The 20,330-nt window shown below is 72.8% G+C and carries 17 protein-coding genes and 1 pseudogene; 9 read left to right on the top strand and 9 right to left on the bottom strand.

Annotated elements, in window-relative coordinates; genetic code table 11:
• Positions 1-62: 62 nt before the first annotated feature.
• Complete coding sequence (locus AB0M79_RS07505; RefSeq protein WP_364209076.1) at positions 63-1,295, bottom strand: deoxyguanosinetriphosphate triphosphohydrolase; 1,233 nt, start codon at positions 1,293-1,295, stop codon at positions 63-65.
• A 261-nt stretch (positions 1,296-1,556) separates the two neighbouring features.
• On the opposite strand from AB0M79_RS07505, the gene AB0M79_RS07500 reads away from it, so the two are divergent.
• The gene (locus tag AB0M79_RS07500) at positions 1,557-2,039 is read left to right on the top strand and encodes a roadblock/LC7 domain-containing protein (protein ID WP_364209073.1); all 483 of its coding nucleotides are present in this window, start codon (positions 1,557-1,559) and stop codon (positions 2,037-2,039) included.
• Between the two features lie 64 nt (positions 2,040-2,103).
• Here the strand turns inward: AB0M79_RS07500 and AB0M79_RS07495 are convergent, their stop codons facing one another.
• Together AB0M79_RS07495 and ppdK are read right to left on the bottom strand one after the other, a co-directional pair.
• Complete coding sequence (locus tag AB0M79_RS07495) at positions 2,104-3,885, bottom strand: lipase family protein (protein WP_364209070.1); 1,782 nt, start codon at positions 3,883-3,885, stop codon at positions 2,104-2,106.
• A gap of 72 nt (positions 3,886-3,957) precedes the next feature.
• Positions 3,958-6,684 carry a pyruvate, phosphate dikinase gene (gene ppdK, locus AB0M79_RS07490; RefSeq protein ID WP_364209067.1) on the bottom strand — a complete coding sequence of 909 codons (2,727 nt, stop codon included), beginning with the start codon at positions 6,682-6,684 and terminating at the stop codon, positions 3,958-3,960.
• Positions 6,685-7,009: 325 nt separating this feature from the next.
• Between ppdK and AB0M79_RS07485 the strand changes: the two are divergent.
• Positions 7,010-8,515 (top strand): annotated as a pseudogene (locus AB0M79_RS07485) (beta-N-acetylhexosaminidase); the annotation flags it as partial.
• 29 nt (positions 8,516-8,544) lie between these two features.
• On the opposite strand, the gene dusB reads toward AB0M79_RS07485, so the two are convergent.
• From dusB to AB0M79_RS07465, 4 genes are all read right to left on the bottom strand, one after another.
• Complete coding sequence (gene dusB, locus AB0M79_RS07480; RefSeq protein ID WP_364209064.1) at positions 8,545-9,741, bottom strand: tRNA dihydrouridine synthase DusB; 1,197 nt, start codon at positions 9,739-9,741, stop codon at positions 8,545-8,547.
• A 295-nt stretch (positions 9,742-10,036) separates the two neighbouring features.
• Positions 10,037-11,416, bottom strand: a complete 1,380-nt coding sequence (locus AB0M79_RS07475) for a glycine--tRNA ligase (RefSeq protein ID WP_357542756.1) — start codon at positions 11,414-11,416, stop codon at positions 10,037-10,039.
• A gap of 131 nt (positions 11,417-11,547) precedes the next feature.
• The gene (locus AB0M79_RS07470) at positions 11,548-12,105 is read right to left on the bottom strand and encodes a hypothetical protein (protein ID WP_357542754.1); all 558 of its coding nucleotides are present in this window, start codon (positions 12,103-12,105) and stop codon (positions 11,548-11,550) included.
• A gap of 62 nt (positions 12,106-12,167) precedes the next feature.
• A complete protein-coding gene (locus tag AB0M79_RS07465; protein ID WP_357542752.1) occupies positions 12,168-12,509 on the bottom strand; it encodes an antibiotic biosynthesis monooxygenase in 342 nt (113 codons plus the stop codon).
• Between the two features lie 29 nt (positions 12,510-12,538).
• On the opposite strand from AB0M79_RS07465, the gene AB0M79_RS07460 reads away from it, so the two are divergent.
• The 7 genes from AB0M79_RS07460 (at position 12,539) to AB0M79_RS07430 (ending at position 17,313) form a co-directional block, all read left to right on the top strand.
• Complete coding sequence (locus tag AB0M79_RS07460) at positions 12,539-12,796, top strand: DUF6703 family protein (RefSeq protein WP_364209060.1); 258 nt, start codon at positions 12,539-12,541, stop codon at positions 12,794-12,796.
• Positions 12,797-12,949: 153 nt separating this feature from the next.
• Positions 12,950-13,972: a metal ABC transporter substrate-binding protein gene (locus tag AB0M79_RS07455; RefSeq protein ID WP_364209057.1), complete on the top strand. Its 1,023-nt coding sequence runs from the start codon at positions 12,950-12,952 to the stop codon at positions 13,970-13,972.
• A 74-nt stretch (positions 13,973-14,046) separates the two neighbouring features.
• The gene (locus AB0M79_RS07450; protein WP_364209054.1) at positions 14,047-14,814 is read left to right on the top strand and encodes an ABC transporter ATP-binding protein; all 768 of its coding nucleotides are present in this window, start codon (positions 14,047-14,049) and stop codon (positions 14,812-14,814) included.
• A complete protein-coding gene (locus tag AB0M79_RS07445) occupies positions 14,811-15,689 on the top strand; it encodes a metal ABC transporter permease (protein ID WP_357542744.1) in 879 nt (292 codons plus the stop codon). Before AB0M79_RS07450 ends, AB0M79_RS07445 begins: the two co-directional genes overlap by 4 nt.
• 73 nt (positions 15,690-15,762) lie before the next feature.
• The gene (locus AB0M79_RS07440) at positions 15,763-16,062 is read left to right on the top strand and encodes a metalloregulator ArsR/SmtB family transcription factor (RefSeq protein ID WP_357542742.1); all 300 of its coding nucleotides are present in this window, start codon (positions 15,763-15,765) and stop codon (positions 16,060-16,062) included.
• 76 nt (positions 16,063-16,138) lie between these two features.
• Positions 16,139-16,537: a Fur family transcriptional regulator gene (locus AB0M79_RS07435; RefSeq protein ID WP_357542740.1), complete on the top strand. Its 399-nt coding sequence runs from the start codon at positions 16,139-16,141 to the stop codon at positions 16,535-16,537.
• 167 nt (positions 16,538-16,704) lie between these two features.
• Positions 16,705-17,313 (top strand): hypothetical protein, encoded by a 609-nt coding sequence (locus tag AB0M79_RS07430; protein WP_364209049.1) that lies wholly within the window; start codon positions 16,705-16,707, stop codon positions 17,311-17,313.
• Positions 17,314-17,333: 20 nt separating this feature from the next.
• On the opposite strand, the gene AB0M79_RS07425 is transcribed toward AB0M79_RS07430, so the two are convergent.
• The gene (locus AB0M79_RS07425; RefSeq protein WP_364209047.1) at positions 17,334-18,191 is read right to left on the bottom strand and encodes a hypothetical protein; all 858 of its coding nucleotides are present in this window, start codon (positions 18,189-18,191) and stop codon (positions 17,334-17,336) included.
• 64 nt (positions 18,192-18,255) lie between these two features.
• Positions 18,256-20,193: an acyl-CoA dehydrogenase family protein gene (locus AB0M79_RS07420; protein ID WP_364209900.1), complete on the bottom strand. Its 1,938-nt coding sequence runs from the start codon at positions 20,191-20,193 to the stop codon at positions 18,256-18,258.
• Positions 20,194-20,330 lie beyond the last annotated feature (137 nt).

The following is a 20,330-nucleotide window of genomic DNA, read 5'->3' as shown; positions in this document are numbered from 1 at the left end:
GGGTACATCCTGCCCTGCCGCTCCGATTCGGGCCGGCGGGGGTCCCGCGGTCGCGGGTCGGGTCAGCCGGCGACGAGACGGCCGTGCCAGGCGACCGCCGCCGGGTCGGTGAGCGACGCCACCTGGTCGACGACCACCCGGAGCCGGGCCGGGTCGTCGGCCGCCGCCCGCCAGGACGCCGCGAACACCGGGTCCAGCCCACCGGGCGCCCGGTCGAGGAGTGCCGCGACCAGTTCGGCCAGGACGGTCCGTTGCCGTTCGTAGCGTTCCTCCGCCCCGGACCGGCGCATCACGTAGCGCAGCGCCATGCCCTTGAGCAGCGCGCAGCGGGCCCGGATCTCCCGGGGTACGACCAGGTCGGCGGCGTACCGGCGCAGCGGGCCGTCGCCGAAGGTCTCCTTGGTGGCGGTCACCGCGGCGTGCACGAACCGGCCGGTCAGGGCGCTGGTCATCCGCTTGAGCGCGGCCTGTGCGCCGTGGCTGCCGTCGTATCCGGCCAGCGGCGCCAGCACCGGATCGGCGAGCAGGGCGAGCAGCACCGGGTCGAGGTCGGCCGCGGACTCGTCGGAGTAGACCGCCGCCACGTCGGCGCAGAGCGCGGCGCGTTCGTCGGCGTCGTCGAGCAGCGGCCGGACCGCCAGGTAGCCGCCGTGGATGCCGTCCTCGACGTCGTGTACCGAGTAGGCGACGTCGTCGGCCCAGTCCATCACCTGCGCCTCCAGGCAGCGCCGGGTGCCGTCCGGGGCGCCCCGGCGTACCCACTCGAAGACCTCGGTGTCGTCGGCGTACACCCCGAACTTGCGCCGGCCGGCGCGGCGCGGCCACGGGTACTTGCAGGTCGCGTCGAGCGAGGCCCGGGTCAGGTTGAGGCCGGCCGGTCCGCCGCCGGGCCGCAGCGCCTTGGCCTCCAACCTGGTGAGTACGCGCAACGTCTGCGCGTTGCCCTCGAAGCCTCCGCAGGCGCTGGCCACCGCGTCGAGCGCCGCCTCGCCGTTGTGCCCGAACGGCGGGTGGCCGAGGTCGTGGGCGAGGCCGGCCACGTCGACGACGTCGGCGTCGCAGCCGAGCCGGGCGCCCATCTCCCGGGCGATCTGCGCGACCTCCAGCGAGTGGGTGAGCCGGGTACGCAGGAAGTCGTCGGTGCCGGCGGTGTGCACCTGGGTCTTCGCGGCGAGCCGCCGGAACGCGGCCGAGTGCAGCACCCGGGCCCGGTCGCGCTCGTACGGGCTGCGGCCGTGGCCGGTGTCCTTCGGGGACTCGGGTGCCCAGCGCTCGGCGTCGGGTGGCGTCGTCACCGGACCATCGTGCCGCGCACGGTCGACCGGCTGGCGTACGGGGTGTCGTACGCAACCTTTCCTCCGCAACACCCGAACAGCCGATAGTTGCGGACTAATAGCTGACCGTCACCACACTCCCCAAGAATCACAGCGTGGGGTAGCGTGCCGGGAGCACAAAGTAACCGGCTGGCGAACCCCAACGCGACCCCACATCCGCGCGCCGCCCCGACCGAGCGGTACCCGTCCGCCCCGAGGCAACCGTAGGAAAGAAGGACATCCGTGGACGCTGACGTCGCGATCAAGGCCGAGATAAACGCGCTGCGGCGGCGCCTGCCCGACGTGTCCGGCACCGTGCTCGCCGGCCTCGACGGCATGCTCATCGCCAGCGACGTGACCGGCATCGAACCGTCGAGCCTGGCCGCCCTGTCCGCCGCCCATCTCGGCCTCGGCCAGCGGTTCGCGCTGACCGCCGGGCTCGGCACCCTGCACGAGACGGTCCTGCAGGGCACCGACGGTTACGTGATCGTCTACGCCGCCGGCAGCCGCGCGCTGCTGACCGTACTGACCACCGCCGACGTCAACCTGCCGCTGCTGCACCTCGACGCCCGCCAGCTCGCCGCCCGGCTGGGCACGATGATCGAGCGGGCCAGCGCCGCGGCGTCGGCGACCCCGGTGCCGCGCCGCGGCGGCCTCGGCAACGGCAACGGCTCGACGCCGCTGGCCGTACGCACCCCGATGGCGACCCTGCCCGGCCGTCGCTGAGTCGGCCGCTGCACCCACGCCCGGCCGCTGGACCCACGCCCGGCCGCCGGCACCTGGGGACCGGTCAGGGGTGCAGAAGCCGACCGGTCCAGGTGACGAGGTCGGAGATCAGCGGTGAGTCGGCGGCGACGAGGCCCATGTGGTCCCGGCCGGCGTAGGTGCGGTAGTCGACGCGCTGTCCGGCCGCCGCCAGCCCCGCGACGTAGCTGTCCTGGATCGCGAGGGTGACCAGCGGATCGCTCGCCCCCTGCGCGAGCAGGACCGGCATCTCGAAGGGTCCGGTCGGGGTGTTCTGCGCCAACCGCCGCCCGAGGCTGCCGCCGGTGGGGTCGCGGGCATAGATCGGCCGGTCCCGGTCGATCGACAACGCATCGAGCACGGATACGAACAACCCGGGCTCGGCCAGGCAACGGGTCGCCATCTCCCGCACCAGGATCCGCGCCGACGGGATGACGTAGTCGTCGAGGTCGACGTCCGGGTACGTCCGCGCGTACGCCTCGATGACGAACGACGCGAACACCGACCCGCCGCGTACCTGCGGCAGATGCCGGGTCAGCGCGAGCGTGTCGGCCGCCGGCGCCATCGCCGCCACCCCCGACAACGGCACGTCGGGCGCATACGTCGGCTGGATCTGGGCCGTCCAGAGGGCGGCGTGCCCGCCCTGGGAGTGTCCCCAGACGACGGTCTCGGCGGCCAGGCGCAACTGGTCCAGTTGCCGGGCGGCCCGCACCGCGTCGAGGACCGCGCGGGCCTCGCCCTGACCGATCAGGTACGGCTGCGGCCCGGCGGTGCCGAGCCCGGTGTAGTCGGTGGCCACCAGCACCCGGCCCGGCCCGAGAATCCGGTCGAGGGCGGGCAACGCGCCCGCCGTGAAGGGGGACGGGAGCAGGCTCGGCGCGCAGTTGGCCGCGTAGCCGGTCGTACCGTGGGCCCAGGCGATGACCGGACGCGGCGTGGTCGCCGGGGCCGCCGGCGCCACGACGAGGCCGCTGGCCACCGCCGGTACCCCGTCGTCGCGGGTGGTGGTGTAGAGGATCCGCCACGCCTTCGCGTCGGCCGGGACGTCCCGGCCGAACGGTTCGTGGCGCAACAGCACGCCGGGCCGGTCCGGCCGGTCGTCCGGCGCGGTGTAGAAGCCGTCGACGACCGGCGAGCCGGCGTCGATCCGGCCGGTGATCACCAGGGCGGCCAGCGCGGCGGCCGCGGCCAGCCCGGCGCCGATCGACCGCGACCAGCGCCGTACGCCGGTGGCGGCGCGACCGGGCCGGGCCGGACCGGCACGGCCGACCCTCCGCCCGACGGCGGCCCAGACCTGGGCCAGGCCGAAGAGGACGGTGCGGGCGCCGAACAGCACCGCCACCACGAGCAGGGTGACGTCGGGCCAGGCCAGCGCCAGCGCCCCGAAGCCGATGTCGGCCGCCCCGAACAGCACCGCCGCCAACCGTTCGTCGGGTGTGCCCCGCCACGCCTGCAGGCACTTCACCGCGCCGGACACGAGAAGCGCGACCGCGACGACCCTGGGCAGCAGTTCGACCGCGGTGCCCACCCAGACGAGGACGGCCACGCCGAGGACGATCCAGCCGAGGCCGAGTGCCGCCGACGGTGCCGGGACCGGGCCGTCCCGCCGGTGCGCGGTCAGGTCGGCGACACCGGACGCGAGACAGCTCAGGCCGACGTAGACCGCCAGCACGCCCACCGCGCTGAGCGGCCGGGTCATCAGCAGCAGGCCGAGCCCGGCGGCACCCAACCCCACCAGGGCGGAGACCCACCAGGGCAGCCGGGCGGCGATCCTCGGCAGGAACCGGGTCCGGCGCGCCAGGCGGTGGCGAAGCGACGATTCACCCACAACCCACATTTACCGTACGTACGGGCACGACTACGTCACGCCACGCTGTCGTGCCCGTACGCGACCCGCGGGTCAGCGACTGTCGGAGCCGGCCGACTCGATCACCGCCCGGCCGGCCTCCAGCCGCGCCACCGGGACCCGGAACGGTGAGCAGGAGACGTAGTCCAGCCCGACCTCGTGGAAGAAGTGCACCGACTCGGGGTCACCCCCGTGCTCGCCGCAGACTCCGATCTTGAGCCCGGGCCGGGCGGCCCGGCCCTCGTCGACGGCGATCCGGACCAGCCGGCCCACGCCGTCGCGGTCCAGCGACTCGAACGGCGAGATGCCGAAGATGCCCAGTTCGAGGTAGCGCCAGAAGAACGCCCCCTCGACGTCGTCGCGGGAGAAGCCCCAGGCCATCTGGGTCAGGTCGTTGGTGCCGAAGGAGAAGAACTCGGCCGCCTCGGCGATCTGGCCGGCGGTGAGCGCCGCCCGGGGCACCTCGATCATGGTGCCGATCAGCACCTCGACGGCGTGCTCCCGGGTCACCTCCGAGATGATCTTCTCGGCCTCGACGCGTACGGTCTCCAGCTCCTGGACCGCCCCGACCAGCGGGACCATGATCTCCGGCCGGGGGTCGCGGCCTTCGGCGACGAGCTGGGCGGCGGCCTCGGTGATCGCCCGCACCTGCATCGCGAACAGGCCGGGGATGACCAGGCCGAGCCGCACCCCGCGCAGACCCAGCATCGGGTTCTGCTCGTGCATCCGGCGTACGGCGGCCAGCAGCGCCTGGTCCTTGCCCGGGTCCTCGCCGCGCTCCTGGGCGACCGCGACGTGCACGGCCAGTTCCTCCAGCGACGGCAGGAACTCGTGCAGCGGCGGATCGATCAGCCGGACGGTGACCGGCAGCCCGTCCATCTCGCGGAAGATCTCCACGAAGTCGGCCCGCTGCAACGGCAGCAGCGCGTCCAGCGCCTCGTTGCGCTCGCTCTCGGTACGGGCCAGGATCAGCCGCTCGACCAGCTCGCGGCGGTCGCCGAGGAACATGTGCTCGGTACGGCACAGCCCGATCCCCTCGGCCCCGAAGCGCCGGGCCCGCGCGGCGTCCTCGCCGGTGTCGGCGTTGGTCCGCACCCGCAGCCGCCGCACCTCGTCGGCGTGGCCGATGATCCGGTGTACGGCGACCACCAGCGGGTCGGTGCTCGTCGCCGGGTCGACCGAACCCTCGAAGTACTGGACCACCTCCGACGGGCGGACCGGCACCTCGCCGAGGTAGAGGCAGCCGCTGGTGCCGTCGATCGAGACGATGTCCCCCTCGTTGACGACGTGCCCGCCGACGGTGAACCGGCCGGCCTTCACGTCCACGTCGAGGTTGTCGGCGCCGCAGAGACAGGTCTTGCCCATGCCCCGGGCGACGACGGCGGCGTGGCTGGTCTTGCCGCCCCGGGCGGTGAGGATGCCCTGCGCGGCGATCATGCCCGGCAGGTCGTCGGGGTTGGTCTCCCGGCGGACCAGGATGACCCGCTCGCCCTGGCCGGCCAGCTCGACGGCCCGGGCGGAGGTGAAGACGACCCGGCCGACGGCGGCGCCCGGTGACGCGCCGACCCCGGTGGTGACGACCTCCGGCGAGCCGGAGAGGTCGAAGCGGGGGAACATCAGTTGGGCGAGCTGGGCGCCGTTGACCCGGTGCAGCGCCTCGTCGAGGTCGATGATCCCCTCGTCGACGAGGTGGCTGGCGATGTTGAACGCGGCGGCCGCCGTACGCTTGCCGACCCGGGTCTGCAACATCCACAGCTTGCCGCGCTCGATGGTGAACTCGATGTCGCACAGATCGCGGTAGTGACCCTCCAGGGTCGCCATGTTCCGCAGCAGCTCGTCGTACGACCGCTTGTCGATGCGTTCCAGCTCCTGCAGCGGGACGGTGTTGCGGATGCCGGCGACCACGTCCTCGCCCTGCGCGTTGGCCAGGTAGTCGCCGTAGATGCCCTGGTTGCCGGTCGCCGGGTCACGGGTGAAGGCGACGCCGGTGCCGGAGTCGGGGCCGAGGTTGCCGAAGACCATCGCGACGATGTTGACGGCGGTGCCGAGGTCGGCCGGGATGCGCTCCTGCCGGCGGTAGAGCACCGCCCGCTCGGCGTTCCACGACTCGAAGACGGCCCGTACGGCCAGGTCGAGCTGCTCGCGGGGCGGCTGCGGGAACTCCCGCCCGGTGTGCTTGGCGAAGATCTTCTTGTACGCCCCGACCAGCGCCCGCAGGTCGTCGGCGTCCAGGTCGAGGTCGTTGGTGGTGCCCTTGGCCCGCTTGGCGTCGTCGAGGGCGTGCTCGAACTCCTCGCCGGGCACGTCGCAGACGGTCTTGCCGAACATCTGGATCAGCCGACGGTAGGAGTCCCAGGCGAACCGGTCGCCGCTGCCCGGACCCCCGTCCGACGCCTGGCGGGCGAGCCCGGCCACGCTCTCGTCGTTGAGCCCGACGTTGAGGACGGTCTCCATCATGCCGGGCATCGAGAACTTGGCACCGGAGCGTACGGACACCAGCAGCGGGTCGGCGGGGTCGCCGAGCCGCTTGCCCATCGCGGATTCCAGCGCCGCGAGGTGCGTGGCGACCTGATCGGCCAGCCCGTCGGGCTCGGCGCCGGTGGCCAGGTACGCCTTGCACGCCTCGGTGGTGATGATGAAACCGGGCGGCACGGGAAGCCCGAGGTTGGTCATTTCCGCCAGGTTGGCGCCCTTGCCGCCGAGTAGATCTTTCAGATCCTTGTTGCCCTCGGCGAACCCGTAGACGTATTTGTGCTTGGTCGTCGCCTTTTCCGCTGCCACCAGAGCCTCCCACGTGCGCCGGGACCGACACTTAACGAAGATTCAGCCGCTCTCCGTTACCCCGGAAGTCGAGTTTCGTATCAGGGAACCAATGGCCATTGGTGGGCGAAGGCTAAGCGACGCCGGGGTGACGTGGCAGCATTCGGTGACAATTGGCACACTGGTCGGCACTAACCGCGATTGCTGCGGTTCCTGGAAGCGTTCCCACACGCACGACCACGCACGCACGACCACATACGCAGGGAGAACACCCGTGTCGCCCGTTGCCCCCCGTCCCCGTCCCGTTCCCTCGAATGAGCTACCGACCTACGCCGATCTGGTGCCCGCACCGGTCAGCGTGGAGCGGGTCGGCGGGGAGCACTGGACCCTGACCGCCGACACGGCCGTCCACACCCACCCGGCCCCGGTCGCCGTCGCGGTCGCGGAGCACCTCGCCGCCGTGCTGCGCCGGGCGACCGGGCACCCGGTGCCGGTCGTGGCCGACGACGGCCCCGGCCAGATCCGGCTGCGCTTCGCCCGTGACGGGGTACCCGAGCACGGCGAGGGCTACCGCCTCGACGTGACCGCCGACGGCGTCACCGTCGCCGCCCGTACGGCCGCCGGCCTGTTCCACGGCACCCAGACCCTGCGGCAACTGCTGCCCGCGCAGGTGGAGGGCGGTGCCGCCGGCCCCGGCCCGTGGACCGTGCCCGCCGGGCGGGTCGTCGACCACCCCCGGTTCGCCTACCGGGGGGCGATGCTCGACGTCGCCCGGCACTTCCGGCCGGTCGCCGACGTGCTCCGGTTCATCGACCTGATCGCCCTCTACAAGATCAACCACCTGCACCTGCACCTCACCGACGACCAGGGCTGGCGGATCGCGATCGACAACTGGCCCCTGCTCGGCGAGTACGGCGGCGCCGGCGAGGTCGGCGACGGGCCCGGCGGCCACTACAGCAAGGCCGACTACCGGCGGATCGTCGAGTACGCCGCCACCCGCGCCATCACCGTCGTCCCCGAGATCGACGTACCGGGGCACACGAACGCCGCGCTGGCCGCGTACGCCGAGCTGAGCCCGGACCGGACCTCCCCGCCGCGCTACACCGGCACCGAGGTCGGTTTCAGCGCGCTCGCCGTGCACAGCGAGACCACCTACGACTTCCTGCACGACGTGTTCACCGAGATCGCCGCCCTCAGCCCCGGCCCCTACCTGCACATCGGCGGCGACGAGGCGTTCAAGGTGCCGGCCGACGACTACGCCACCTTCATGGCCAAGACCCAGCCGCTGGTCGTCGCGACCGGCAAGACCGTGATGGGCTGGCACCAGCTCGCCGTCACCACGCACAGCCCGGGTCGGGTCGTCCAGTTCTGGGGTACGTCGGACAGCGACGACACCGTCACCGACGCCGTCCGGCGGGGTGCCCGGGTGGTGCTCTCCCCCGCCAACCGCGTCTACCTCGACATGAAGTACGCCACCGACACCCCGGTCGGCCACGACTGGGCCGGGCTGCTGGAGGTACGCGACGCGTACGACTGGGACCCGGGCAGCTTCCTCGCGGGGGTGCCGGAGTCGGCCGTACTCGGCGTCGAGGCCCCGCTGTGGACCGAGTCGGTCACCACGATGGCCGAGGTCGAGCTGATGCTCTTCCCCCGCCTGGCGGCGGTCGCCGAGCTGGGCTGGTCACCGGCCGGCAGCCGGGACTGGACCGGGTTCGCCCGCCGGCTGGCCGCACAGGCACCACGCTGGACCGCCGCCGGTATCACCTTCCACCGCTCCCCGCAGATCCCCTGGCCGGCGGCCGGCGACGTTCCCTCGGCCGCCCAGGCACCGGCTCAGCCGCAGGTGACCTAGGGGGCTCAGCCGCAGGCCACCCCAGAGGCTCAGCCGCCGGAGTCGTCGAGTTCGGCGCCGGCCGGGACGGCGGCGCTGTCCCGGTCGGCGAGCCAGCCGTCCGGCAGGTGCACCTTGCCCGGCGAGTTGGTCCGCCCGCGCGGCTGGCCGAGGACCGCGGTCGGGAACGGCTCGGTCGGGTCGAGCCGGGCGAGGAGGTCGTCGAGTTCGGCCAGGCTGGAGATCATCGCCAGCGACCGGCGCAGCTCCGAGCCGACCGAGAACCCCTTGAGATACCAGGCCACGTGCTTGCGGAAGTCGGTGCAACCGTCGCGCTCCGGCTCCCACCGGCCGCCGAACCACTCGACCAGGAGTTCGGCGTGCCGGCGCATGATCGCCGCCACCTGGCCGAGATCGGGCAGCACGGGCTTCGTCGCCGGGATGCCGCCGGGCGCCTCCCCGACCGCGCGCCGGGCGTCGAACGCCGCCTCCAGGTCGGCGAAGAGCCACGGCCGGCCCAGGCAGCCCCGGCCGACGACCACACCGTCGGCGCCGGTGTGCGCGACCATCCGCAGCGCGTCGTCGGCCTCCCAGATGTCGCCGTTGCCGAGCACCGGCACGTCCAGCGCCTGCTTGAGGGTGCCGATCGCGTCCCAGTCGGCCGTGCCCGAGTAGCGCTGGGCGGCGGTCCGGCCGTGCAGGGCGACCGCGGCCACCCCGGCGTCCTGGGCGGCGAGCCCGGCCTCGACGTACGTCAGGTGGTCGTCGTCGATGCCCTTGCGCATCTTGACGGTGACCGGGATTCCGGCCGGTGCCGCCGCCTCCACCGCGCCGCGCACGATCCGGGCGAAGAGCCGGTGCCGCCACGGCAGCGCCGCACCGCCGCCCCGGCGGGTGACCTTGGGTACCGGGCAGCCGAAGTTGAGGTCGACGTGGTCGGCGAGGTCGCGTTCGACCACCATCCGCACGGCCGCCGCGGTGATCTCCGGGTCGGTGCCGTAGAGCTGGAGGCTGCGCGGGCGCTCGTCGGAGCCGAACGCGATCATCCGCAGCGTCTTCGGGTTCTTCTCGACCAGCGCCCGGGTGGTGATCATCTCGCAGACGTAGATCCCGCCGCCCTGCTCACGGCAGAGGCGGCGGAACGCCACGTTGGTGATGCCGGCCATCGGCGCCAGCACGACCGGCGGCCACACCTGGTGTGGCCCGAGGGTCAGCGGGCGGACGGCGGCGGGGGCGGTCGTGGTCACCGTACGAGGATTCCACGTCGCACGCCCGACGACGAACCGGGCCGCCCCGGCCGAACTGGTCCGCCGGTGCCCGCCGGCCAGGGTGCTCCGCCGCCCGGCGGAGGTGGTCCCACCGTCCGCCCGGCGGCCGGGGCCGGGTCACTGTCGTGGCCCACAGCGAATTCGCTGTTCTCACACTGAATTCGCTGTGGGCCGCACGACCACCACTCCGTCGCCGGCAGCGCCGCCGGCCGGCGGCACGAAGCGCCGTGAGCCGGGCGGCGGCACGGACCGGCCTCAGCCCGGCCGGCGCGGGTCAGCAGCCGGGAAGGCGGTCGAGCAGGTAGCGCTCGACCTGGTCCAGGGACACCCGCTCCTGGGTCATCGTGTCGCGGTCGCGGACGGTGACGGCGTTGTCGTCGAGGGTCTCGAAGTCGACGGTGACGCAGAACGGGGTACCGATCTCGTCCTGCCGGCGGTAGCGGCGGCCGATCGCCTGCGAGTCGTCGAACTCCACCACCCAGCGCTTGCGCAGCGTCGTGCTCAGGTCGCGGGCCTTCGGCGACAGGTCGGGGTTACGCGACAGCGGCAGTACGGCGACCTTGACCGGCGCCAGCCGGGGGTCGAAGCGCATCACGGTCCGCTTGTCGACGCCGCCCTTGGTGTTCGGCGCCTCGTCCTCGTCGTACGCCTCGAGCAGGAACGCCAGCACGGCCCGGGTGAGGCCGGCGGCCGGCTCGATGACGTACGGCACCCAACGCTCCTGCTTCTCCTGGTCGAAGTACGACAGGTCGACGCCGGAGTGCTTGCTGTGCGTGGTGAGGTCGAAGTCGGTCCGGTTGGCGATGCCCTCCAGTTCGGAGAACTCGGTGCCGCCGAAGAGGAAGCGGTATTCGATGTCGACGGTCCGCTTCGAATAGTGCGACAGCTTCTCCTTCGGGTGCTCGTAGAACCGCAGGTTCGACTCGCTCAGCCCGAGGTCGAGATACCAGTTCCAACGTTCCTGGAGCCAGTATTCGTGCCACTGCTCGTCGGATCCGGGCTCGACGAAGAACTCCATCTCCATCTGCTCGAATTCGCGGGTGCGGAAGATGAAGTTGCCCGGCGTGATCTCGTTGCGGAACGACTTGCCGACCTGGGCGATACCGAACGGCGGCTTCTTGCGGGCCGCGGTGGCGACGTTGTTGTAGTTGACGAAGATGCCCTGTGCCGTCTCCGGCCGCAGGTAGTGCAGGCCCTCTTCGCTCTCCACCGGACCGAGGTAGGTCTTCATCAGCCCGTTGAACATCCGCGGCTCGGTGAAGGTGCCCTTGTTGCCGCAGTTCGGGCAGTTCAGTTCGGCGAGCCCGGCCGGCGGCCGGCCCTGCTTGGCCTCGTACGCCTCTTCGAGGTGGTCGGCGCGGAACCGCTTGTGGCAGGACTGGCACTCGGTCAGCGGGTCGACGAACGCGTCGAGGTGCCCGGAGGCGGCCCACACGTCGCGGGACAGGATCACCGCGGAGTCGAGCCCGACGATGTCGTCACGCTGCTGCACCATCGTCTTCCACCACTGCCGGCGGACGTTCTCCTTGAGTTCGACACCGAGCGGGCCGTAGTCCCACGCCGATCGGGTGCCTCCGTAGATCTCGCTGGAGGGAAAGACGAAACCCCGGCGCTTGGCGAGGCTGACGATGGCGTCGATACGGTCGGCTGGCATGGTTCCTCCTACGCCGGCTGGCGGCCGGCGGGGACGTGGCACGACTAGGTGCGGGACGGTTCTGTTCGGGCGACGGTTCCGTTGGACAACGGATCTGCCGGTGCCGCGGTTATCGGCGCGGCCCACCGAGATTACTGGCCGATGCCGCAGACCTCGAATTCGCCCGTACCGGTGTTCTGCGCCAGCGACACCCACACCCGGCCGCTGCCGCCCTCGGCATAGGTGACGTCGACCGGCACCTCGAGTTCGTCGGTGATCTCCAGGTCGCCGACCTGGTAGTTGGTCAGCCTGGGTTCGGTGGCCAGCCGGGTGCGGAACCGCAGGATCGGCTCGCGCTGCTGCTCCCGCCGGCACAGCAGCGAGTAGGCCCGGTCGTAGTCCCCGTCGGTGACGGCGTCGAAGTAGTCGCCGACGACGGCGCCGGCCTGCTCGTTGAGCGCCTGCGTGCCGCTGACCGCCAATCCCACGAACGCCACCGCGCCGCCGCCGCAGCACAGTGCCACGGCGAGCGCGGCGGCACCGAGGCCCCACCACAGCCGGGCGGTCCGCCCCTCGGTCGGTGGCGCGGCGAACGGCGGCGCGACGCCGGGACCCGCCGGTGCCGCCCCGCCGGGAGGCACGGTCGATCCACCCTGACCAGCGGGTACGGCGTACGGCAGCGGCGGGCCCGCCGGTCCGGGAGTGGTCATGACAGCAAGGGTAATGCCCGTGCGCGCGCCCGGTGTGGCACGGCCGGTGCCGCCGACCCGCTTCAGCGGCCGGGGTTCGCGGCCCGGTCGCTCGTGCCGACCACGACCTCGCCGCCCGGGGCGGCGGTGGCCAGCGACTCGTACGCCGACGGCTCGTCGACCGACTCGGCCAGCAGCGGAATCGCGGTGATCTTGACATCGAAGTCGCCGAGGGCGCGCCGGTACGCCCCGACCGACTCCCATTCGGTGAGCAGGCTCCAGTACGTGGGGTCGTCGAGGGCGCGGACGAGTTCGCCGCGCCGGTATCCGGGCCGGCGGGCGAGGGCGGCCAGGGCGGCGTGGGCCCGGTCGGCGAACGTCCCGGCGCCGTCCTCGTCGACGACGAAGCGGTTCAGCACCAGCAAGATGTCAGCCTCCTCGTAGCATGTGTCGGATGCAGCCTACGCACCGCGGCGTGCCCGCCCGACTCGCCCGGATCAATCCGACGGCGGCCTTCCTGGCGGCGCTGGCGCTCATGCTGGTCGGGCTTCTCGCGCCGGGCATCATCGGCGGCGGCATCCTGCTGGTGCTGGCCGCCGCCCTGGTGGCGCTGCTGGTCCTGACCTGGCCGATCCAGCCGCCGGGCACCCGTGTCCTCCGCCTGGCCGCCATAACCCTGCTCCTGGCGGCAGCCCTCCTGAAGATCCTCTAATCCCGGTGATCCGCGTGATCAGGGACCGAGTCGCGCGTGTCGCCGGCGCGCCGGCCGTCAAACTCCCTGATCACGACGATCAAGGGCGGGCCGGGCGGCCGTATGCACCCATGCGTTTTTGACAATCATTCTCATTGTCGTGAGAGTTGGGGCATGTTTGCACGCTCCACCCCCCGTATCGCCGCCACCTGCGCCACCGCCCTGCTCGTGCTGGGCGGGGCTGCCGCGTGCGGCGACGACTCGTCGGCCGGTGCCGACGGCAACCGGATCGACGTCGTCGCCGCCTTCTATCCGCTCCAGTTCGTCGCCGAGCGGGTCGGCGGCGACGCCGTCGCCGTCACCAACCTCGTCAAGCCCGGCGCCGAGTCGCACGACCTCGAACTCAACCCGCAGCAGGTCGGTCAGCTCACCGACGCCAAGCTGGTGATCTATCTCAAGGGCTTCCAGCCCGCCGTCGACGAGGCGGTGACCCAGCAGGCGGGCGACCGGGCCTTCGACGTCGCGACCGCCGTACCGCTGCTCGACGCCGCCGCCGGCGGCCACGACCACGACCACGAGGGCGAGGACGGGCACGACGACCACGACCACGGCCACGGGGACGAGGCGAGCCCCGAGCCGCCGGCCGCCGAGGAGGACGGGCACGACCACGACAGCGGAGGCAAGGACCTGCACTTCTGGCTCGACCCGAGCCGGCTGGCCACCGTCGCCGACGAGTTCGCCAAGCGGCTCGGCGCGGCCGACGCCGACCGGGCCGCCGACTACACCGCCCGCGCCCAGGCACTGCGCACCGAGTTGACCGCCCTGGACCAGGAGTACGAGCAGGGCCTGGCGACCTGCCAGCGCCGGGAACTGGTGACCAGTCACAGCGCGTTCGGCTACCTCGCCGACCGTTACAAGCTGGAGCAGATCGGCATCACCGGCCTCACCCCGGAGGACGAGCCGTCGCCGCAGCGGCTGGCCGAGGTGACCGAGGAGGCCAAGCTCCACGGCGCCACCACGATCTTCTTCGAGACGCTGGTCAGTCCCAAGGTCGCCGAGACGATCGCCCGCGAGGTCGGGGCACAGACGGCGGTCCTCGACCCGCTCGAAGGCCTCCAGGCCGGCAGCACCGGCGACTACCTGTCGGTGATGCGCACCAACCTGGCCACCCTCAAGCCCGCCCTCGGCTGCTCGTGACACCTGGACCGACCAGCCCGGCCACGCTCGACCCGCGCCACCGGGTACGGCCGGACGCACCGTACGGTGGTGCGGTGAGCACGGCGGTTGTCGACGTCCGGCACGGGGTGGTCGCCTACGACGGCCGCCCCGTGCTGCGGGACGTCTCCCTGACGGTGGCCCCCGGCGAGGTGGTCGCCATCCTCGGCGCCAACGGGTCGGGCAAGTCCACCCTGGTCCGCGCCATCCTCGGCCTGGTGCCGCTGGCGGGCGGCACGGTCGACCTCTTCGGTACGCCGCTGCGCCGGTTCCGGCAGTGGCGGCGGATCGGCTACGTGCCGCAGCGGATCGGGGCGGGCAGCGGCGTACCGGCCACGGTCGGCGAGGTCGTCGCCTCCGGCCGGCTGGCCCGTCGGGGCGTACTGCGGCCGGCCGGGGCCGCCGACCGCCGGGCGGTGACGGCGGCGCTGACCGCGGTCGGGCTCGCCGAGCGGGCCGGTGACCCGGTCGCCACCCTCTCCGGCGGGCAGCAACAGCGCACCCTGATCGCCCGCGCGCTGGCCGGCGAGCCCGAGGCACTGGTCCTCGACGAGCCGACCGCCGGGGTCGACGCGGCCAGCCAGGAGGCGTTCGCCGAGGCACTGCGCGGATTCAACGCCGGTGGCGGGACCGTGCTGCTGGTCGCCCACGAACTGGGGCCGCTGCACCCGCTGGTCGGCCGGGCGGTCGTCGTACACGACGGTGGGATCGCGCACGACGGGCCGGTGCCGGCGCCGGCCGGACACCACGCGGTGCCCGGCCACGACCACGTGCATCCGCACGCCGACGAGGAACCGCCGACGGCCGGGACGTGGGGACGATGAGCCTCTTCCAGTACGACTTCATGATCCGTGCCCTGGTCGGGGCGCTCGTCATCGGGCTGGCCGCCCCCGCCCTCGGCATCTACCTCGTGCAGCGCCGGATGTCGCTGATCGGCGACGGGGTCGGCCACGTGGCGCTGACCGGGGTCGGCGTCGGCCTGCTGCTCGACCGCTCCCCCGTGCTCACCGCGGTGCTGGTCGCGGCCGCCGGGGCGATCGCCATCGAACTGCTCCGCGAGCGCGGCCGCACCTCCGGCGACATGGCCCTCGCCCTGCTCTTCTACGGCGGCATCGCCGGCGGCGTGATGCTCGTCGGCCTGTCCGCCGACCGCAGCAACGCCAACCTGATGGCATACCTGTTCGGCTCGCTCACCACCACCAGCGCCCAGGACCTGTGGGTGATCGTCGGGCTGGCGGCGGCGGTCCTGGTGGCGATGGTGCTGCTGCGTCCGGCGCTGTTCGCCATCTGCCACGACGAGGAGTACGCCCGGGTGTCGGGGCTGCCGGTCCGGGCACTGAACCTGCTGATCGCGGTGACCACGGCGGTGACCGTGACGATCGCGATGCGTACCGTCGGGCTGCTGCTGATCAGCGCCATGATGGTCGTACCCGTGGCGGCGGCGCAGCAGGTCACCCGGGGCTTCAAGGCCACCATGGCCCTCGCGATGGCGCTCGGCCTGCTCAGCGCCGGCTCCGGCGTCTGGCTGGCCGCGCAGGCCAACACCGCGCTCGGCGCGACGATCGTGGTCCTGGCGATCGCCGCGTTCCTCGGCATCGCCGTCGGGTCGGCGGTGTGGCGGTCGCTGCGCCGCCGTACGGCCCCCGCCGCCGCGCCGGTCGCCGAGGTCGAGCCGCCGGAAGTCGTACTGAAGCACTGACCCGGCGGCCATCCCGGTCGGGCTCGCCGACGGTGCCGGGCCGCGGCCCGACGACATTGGTTACCGTTACGGCATGACGACCGGGAACGGCTACGAGGCGTACGAGGGCGCCGGCGAACTCCTGCGCGCCCTGTCCGCTCCGATCCGGGTCGCCATCGTGACCGAACTGGCCGGCGGCGAGCGCTGCGTCCACGAACTCGTCGAGACGCTGGGCGCCCCGCAACCCCTGGTCTCCCAGCACCTGCGGGTGCTGCGCGGGGCCGGTGTCGTACGCGGCTCGCGGCGCGGCCGGGAAATCGCCTACGCTCTCGTCGACGAACATGTCGCCCACATCGTCGCCGACGCGGTCAGCCATGCTCGGGAAGCGCGGTGAACGCGCTACCGTCGGGCGTCGGCACCCCCACCCGTCACCGCCGCCACGGGACCGGTCGGAGCGAGGAGATGTCAACATGACCGGTGACGCCACCGCGACCCGCAACACCCGGCAGCGCAGCGCGGTCAGCGCCCTGCTCGCCGAGGTCGAGGGCTTCCACAGCGCCCAGGAACTGCACGGCATGCTCCGCGACCGGGGCGAGCGGGTCGGCCTGACCACCGTCTACCGCACCCTGCAGGGCCTTGCCGACGCCGGCGAGGTCGACGTGATGCGTCCGCCGGGCGGCGAGCACCTCTACCGCCGGTGCAGCGAGGGCCATCACCACCACCTCGTCTGCCGGTCGTGCGGCCGTACGGTCGAGGTCGAGGGGCCGGCCGTCGAGACGTGGGCGGAGCGGGTCGCCGCCCAGCACGGATACGCCGACGTGAGCCACACCCTGGAGATCTTCGGTACCTGCCCGGAGTGCCGCCGCTGACCCGCCCCGCTGACCCGCGCCGCCGGCCGGCACTGCGATGATCGTCTGCCGCACAGGCCGACGACACGCCGGGCGGACAACGCCTTAACCGCAAACGATCAGGGCTGCCCCGACACCGCCACGCGGCAGTGCTGCGAAACGGCACCGGTTGCGGCACGCTGTGCGGCGTGAAGATCTACGCTGACCGCTTCCCGACCGCCCTGCGGCAGTTCGTCACCGACGTACTCGTCGTCGTCTGGGTCTACGCCGCCGTCCGGGCCGCCATGTGGCTGCACGACCTGGTGCAGAAGCTCGCCGTACCCGGGCAGAAGCTGGCGGGGGCCGGCGGCGGCCTGGCCGACAACCTGGCCGACGCCGGCGGCAAGGTCGGCCGGGTGCCGATCGTCGGCGACGAGCTGACCGCGCCGTTCGAGCGGGCGGCCGAGGCGGCCCGCTCGATGGCCGACGCCGGTCGCGAGCAGCAGGATCTGGTCGGCGACCTGGCGCTCGCCCTCGCAGTCGCGGTGCTGATCTTCCCGCTGGGGCTGGTGCTCTTCGGCTGGCTGCCGCTGCGGGTGCGGTGGATCCGGCGGGCGACCGCCGCGCGGGCGCTGCGGACGGCGCCGGCCGGCCGGGACCTGCTCGCCCTGCGGGCGCTGGTCTCCCAGCCGCTGGGCCGGCTCACCCGGATCGACCCGGACGTGGCCGAGGCCTGGCGGCGCGGCGACGACGCCACAGTGGAGGCGCTGGCCGCACTGGAGCTACGCGGCCTCGGCCTGCGCCCCGGCAAGCGCTGACCGGCCGCCGGTGGTAGACCTCACGGCCGTGGTACGGCGACGTCGGCCGGGTGGGTCCGTTCGACGAACCGGACCACGGCCACCCCGCTGGCCAGGACGAGCAGGGCCAGCGCAGGCGCGGTGACCAGTCCCGCGATGCCGGACGGCAGCGGTCCGGCCGCGGGGATCAGCCCGGAGAACGCCTGATCGAAGGAGAGTTGCGCGACGACGAGCAGGGTGACGATCGGCAGCAGGAGCGCGAACACCCGTCGCCGTACGGGTGGCCGGCCACCGGCGACGGCGGGCAGGAGCAGTACGGCGACCACCAGGTACGTCGCCCCCGCCAACATGGCACTCCGGCGTAGGTCCAGGGTGAGCAGACCGCCGTCCCGTACCCAGAGCAGCGATTCCGCCATCGGCGCGGACGCGGCGACCACTCCGGCGCCGACGACCAGGGCCGTACGCCCGTGGCCCAGCAGTGCGGAGCCGGTAGGACGGCTCAGGGCGGCCACGCTCAGCACCCCGGCCAGCAGCAGCGCCAGAAGGATCGACCACCAGGCCAGCTCGCCCGCCCAGCGGGACATCAGGACCAGGCGCAGCGCGTCGGCCGACACCCCGAACCACGCCGCCGCCGCTGCCACCAGCGGCCGGTTCGCAAGGATCGCCGCGACGACCGCGGCCCACACCACCAGGCACAGCCAGATCACCGGGGTCGGATCGGGGGCGGACATGTCGGTGCCGAACCTGAGCCAGCCGCCCAACTCCCAGGTCAGTGGCCGCAGGTGCCGGGCGAGGAGCAGCACCGCCCCCGTCAGGCCGAGAACCGCGAACGCCTCGCCCCAGCGCGAGCCCGACGCCCGTGCCCACCATGTCGATCCTTCGCCGATGCCGCCCACCATGCGGTGACGATATCGGCGCCGCACGCCCGGCATCGGCCTTTCGCCGGACGCGCGGCGCCACCGGTCAGTCGGCCGGCGGGATGCGGCGGCGGACGTCACGCACCGTGGCCGGTCCCGGCTCCCAGGCGGCCACCTGGTCGACGTCGGTGGCCGGGGTCACCACCCCGTCCTCCAGGAACGCGTACCGGCCGCCGAGGATCCGTTTCGCCGCCTTCACATCGACCGAGTCGGTGTTGTCCCACAACTCGGCGAAGAGCCGTTCGGCGCGCAGCCGGGCCTGCCGGCAGAACAGGTCGGCCAGTTCCATTCCCTCCGGCCGGGTCTCCCGCTCGGCCTTGGCCCGCACACAGGTCGCCGCCATCGCGAACAGTTCCGCGCCGATGTCGACGATCCGGGCCAGGAACGCCTGCTTACGCTCCATCCGGCCCTGCCAGCGCGACATCGCGTAGAACGTGGAGCGGGCGAGTTTGCGCGACGTCCGCTCGGCGTATCGCAGGTGGCCGGCGAGCGGGCCGTACTCGGCGTACCCGGTCGGGGTCTGGCCACGGCCGACCGCGAGGGTCGGCAGCCAGCGGGCGTAGAAGGCGCCGGCCCGGGCGCCGGCCCGGGCCTTGCGGGTCAGGTCGGCGTCCGGGTCGATGATGTCGCCGGCGACCGACAGGTGGGCGTCGACGGCCTCGCGGGCGATCAGCAGGTGCATGATCTCGGTGGAGCCCTCGAAGATCCGGTTGATCCGCAGGTCGCGCAGGATCTGCTCGACGGCGGCCGGCCGCTCGCCGCGGGCCGCGAGCGAGTCGGCGGTCTCGTAGCCGCGGCCGCCGCGGATCTGGACGAGTTCGTCGGCGACCTGCCAGGCGAGTTCGCTGGCGTAGAGCTTGACCAGGGCCGCCTCGATCCGGATGTCGTTGCGGTCGTCGTCGGCGAGCATGCAGCACAGGTCGAGCATCGTCTCCATGCCGTACGTGCTGGCGGCGATGAAGGACAGTTTCTTGGCGACCGCCTCGTGCTCGCCGACCGGGCGTCCCCACTGGACCCGTTCGGCGGCCCATTCGCGGGCCACGTTCAGCGACCACTTGCCGGCGCCGACGCACATCGCGGGCAGCGACAGCCGGCCGGTGTTCAGCGTGGTCAGGGCGATCTTGAGTCCCTTGCCGACACCGCCGATGACCTGGTCGGCCGGTACGAACACGTCATGGAAACGGGTCACGCTGTTCTCCAGGCCGCGCAGGCCGAGGAACTCGTTGCGCCGTTCGACGGTGATGCCCGGCGAGTCGCCCTCGACGACGAAGGCGGTGATGCCGCCCCGCTGCCCGTCGGTCGCCGGCACCCGGGCCATCACCACCAGCAGGGTGGCGACGGTGCCGTTGGTGGCCCACAGCTTGACGCCGTTGAGCTTGAAGCCGCCCTCGACGGGTTCGGCGGTCGCGCCGAGCCGGGCCGGGTCGGAGCCGACGTCGGGCTCGGTGAGCAGGAACGCGGACACCTCACCGGCGGCGAGTCGCGGCAGGAAGCGCTTCTTCTGCTCAACGCTACCGAACATCTTCAGCGGCTGCGGTACGCCGATCGACTGGTGTGCCGACAGCAGCGCGCCGATCGCCGGGCTGACCGAGCCGGCCAGCATCAGCGCCCGGCAGTAGTGCAGGTTGGACAGGCCGAGGCCGCCGTACTCCTCGTCGATCTTCATGCCGAAGGCACCGAGCCGGCCGAGGCCGCGGAAGACCTCGTCGGGGATGCGGGCGTCGCGTTCGATCTGTGCGCCGTCGACCTCGGTACGGACGTACTCGCCGAGCCGGGCGAGGAAGTCGTCGGCCTTGGCCACCTGCTCCGGGTCCGGTCGCGGCCACGGGTCGATCAGGTCGAGCCGGAGCCGGCCGAGGAAGAGTTCCTTGCCGAAGCTGGGCTTGCCCCACTCGGTTTCCCGGGCTGCCTCCGCGACCTGCCGGGCCTCCTTCTCCGAGACCTGGCCGGCCTCCTTCGGCAGTGGCCCGGCACCGCCGTCGATCCCACCCGCCGCCGGGCGTTCGTCCTGCGTCGTCGTCACGGCAACCCCCTCCTCCGGGTACGGCTCAGCGTGCTGCTTCCCATCACGCTACTGACCGGTAATACCCAGGAAAGGGTCTGTTGATTCAGCATCTGAAC

This window comes from Polymorphospora sp. NPDC051019, assembly GCF_040683055.1.
Taxonomy (GTDB): Bacteria; Actinomycetota; Actinomycetes; order Mycobacteriales; family Micromonosporaceae; genus Polymorphospora; species Polymorphospora lycopeni.
The sequence above is the reverse complement of the archived record's forward strand: the minus strand, read 5'-3'. Positions and strand labels throughout refer to the sequence as shown.

Coding starts and splice junctions, on each gene's coding strand:
- AB0M79_RS07475 (WP_357542756.1), bottom strand. CDS start 11,416: ATGCCAGCCGACCGTATCGACGCCATCGTCAGCCTCGCCAAGCGCCGG.
- AB0M79_RS07425 (WP_364209047.1), bottom strand. CDS start 18,191: ATGGTGGGCGGCATCGGCGAAGGATCGACATGGTGGGCACGGGCGTCG.
- AB0M79_RS07455 (WP_364209057.1), top strand. CDS start 12,950: ATGTTTGCACGCTCCACCCCCCGTATCGCCGCCACCTGCGCCACCGCC.
- AB0M79_RS07435 (WP_357542740.1), top strand. CDS start 16,139: ATGACCGGTGACGCCACCGCGACCCGCAACACCCGGCAGCGCAGCGCG.
- AB0M79_RS07470 (WP_357542754.1), bottom strand. CDS start 12,105: ATGACCACTCCCGGACCGGCGGGCCCGCCGCTGCCGTACGCCGTACCC.
- AB0M79_RS07460 (WP_364209060.1), top strand. CDS start 12,539: ATGCAGCCTACGCACCGCGGCGTGCCCGCCCGACTCGCCCGGATCAAT.
- AB0M79_RS07440 (WP_357542742.1), top strand. CDS start 15,763: ATGACGACCGGGAACGGCTACGAGGCGTACGAGGGCGCCGGCGAACTC.
- AB0M79_RS07445 (WP_357542744.1), top strand. CDS start 14,811: ATGAGCCTCTTCCAGTACGACTTCATGATCCGTGCCCTGGTCGGGGCG.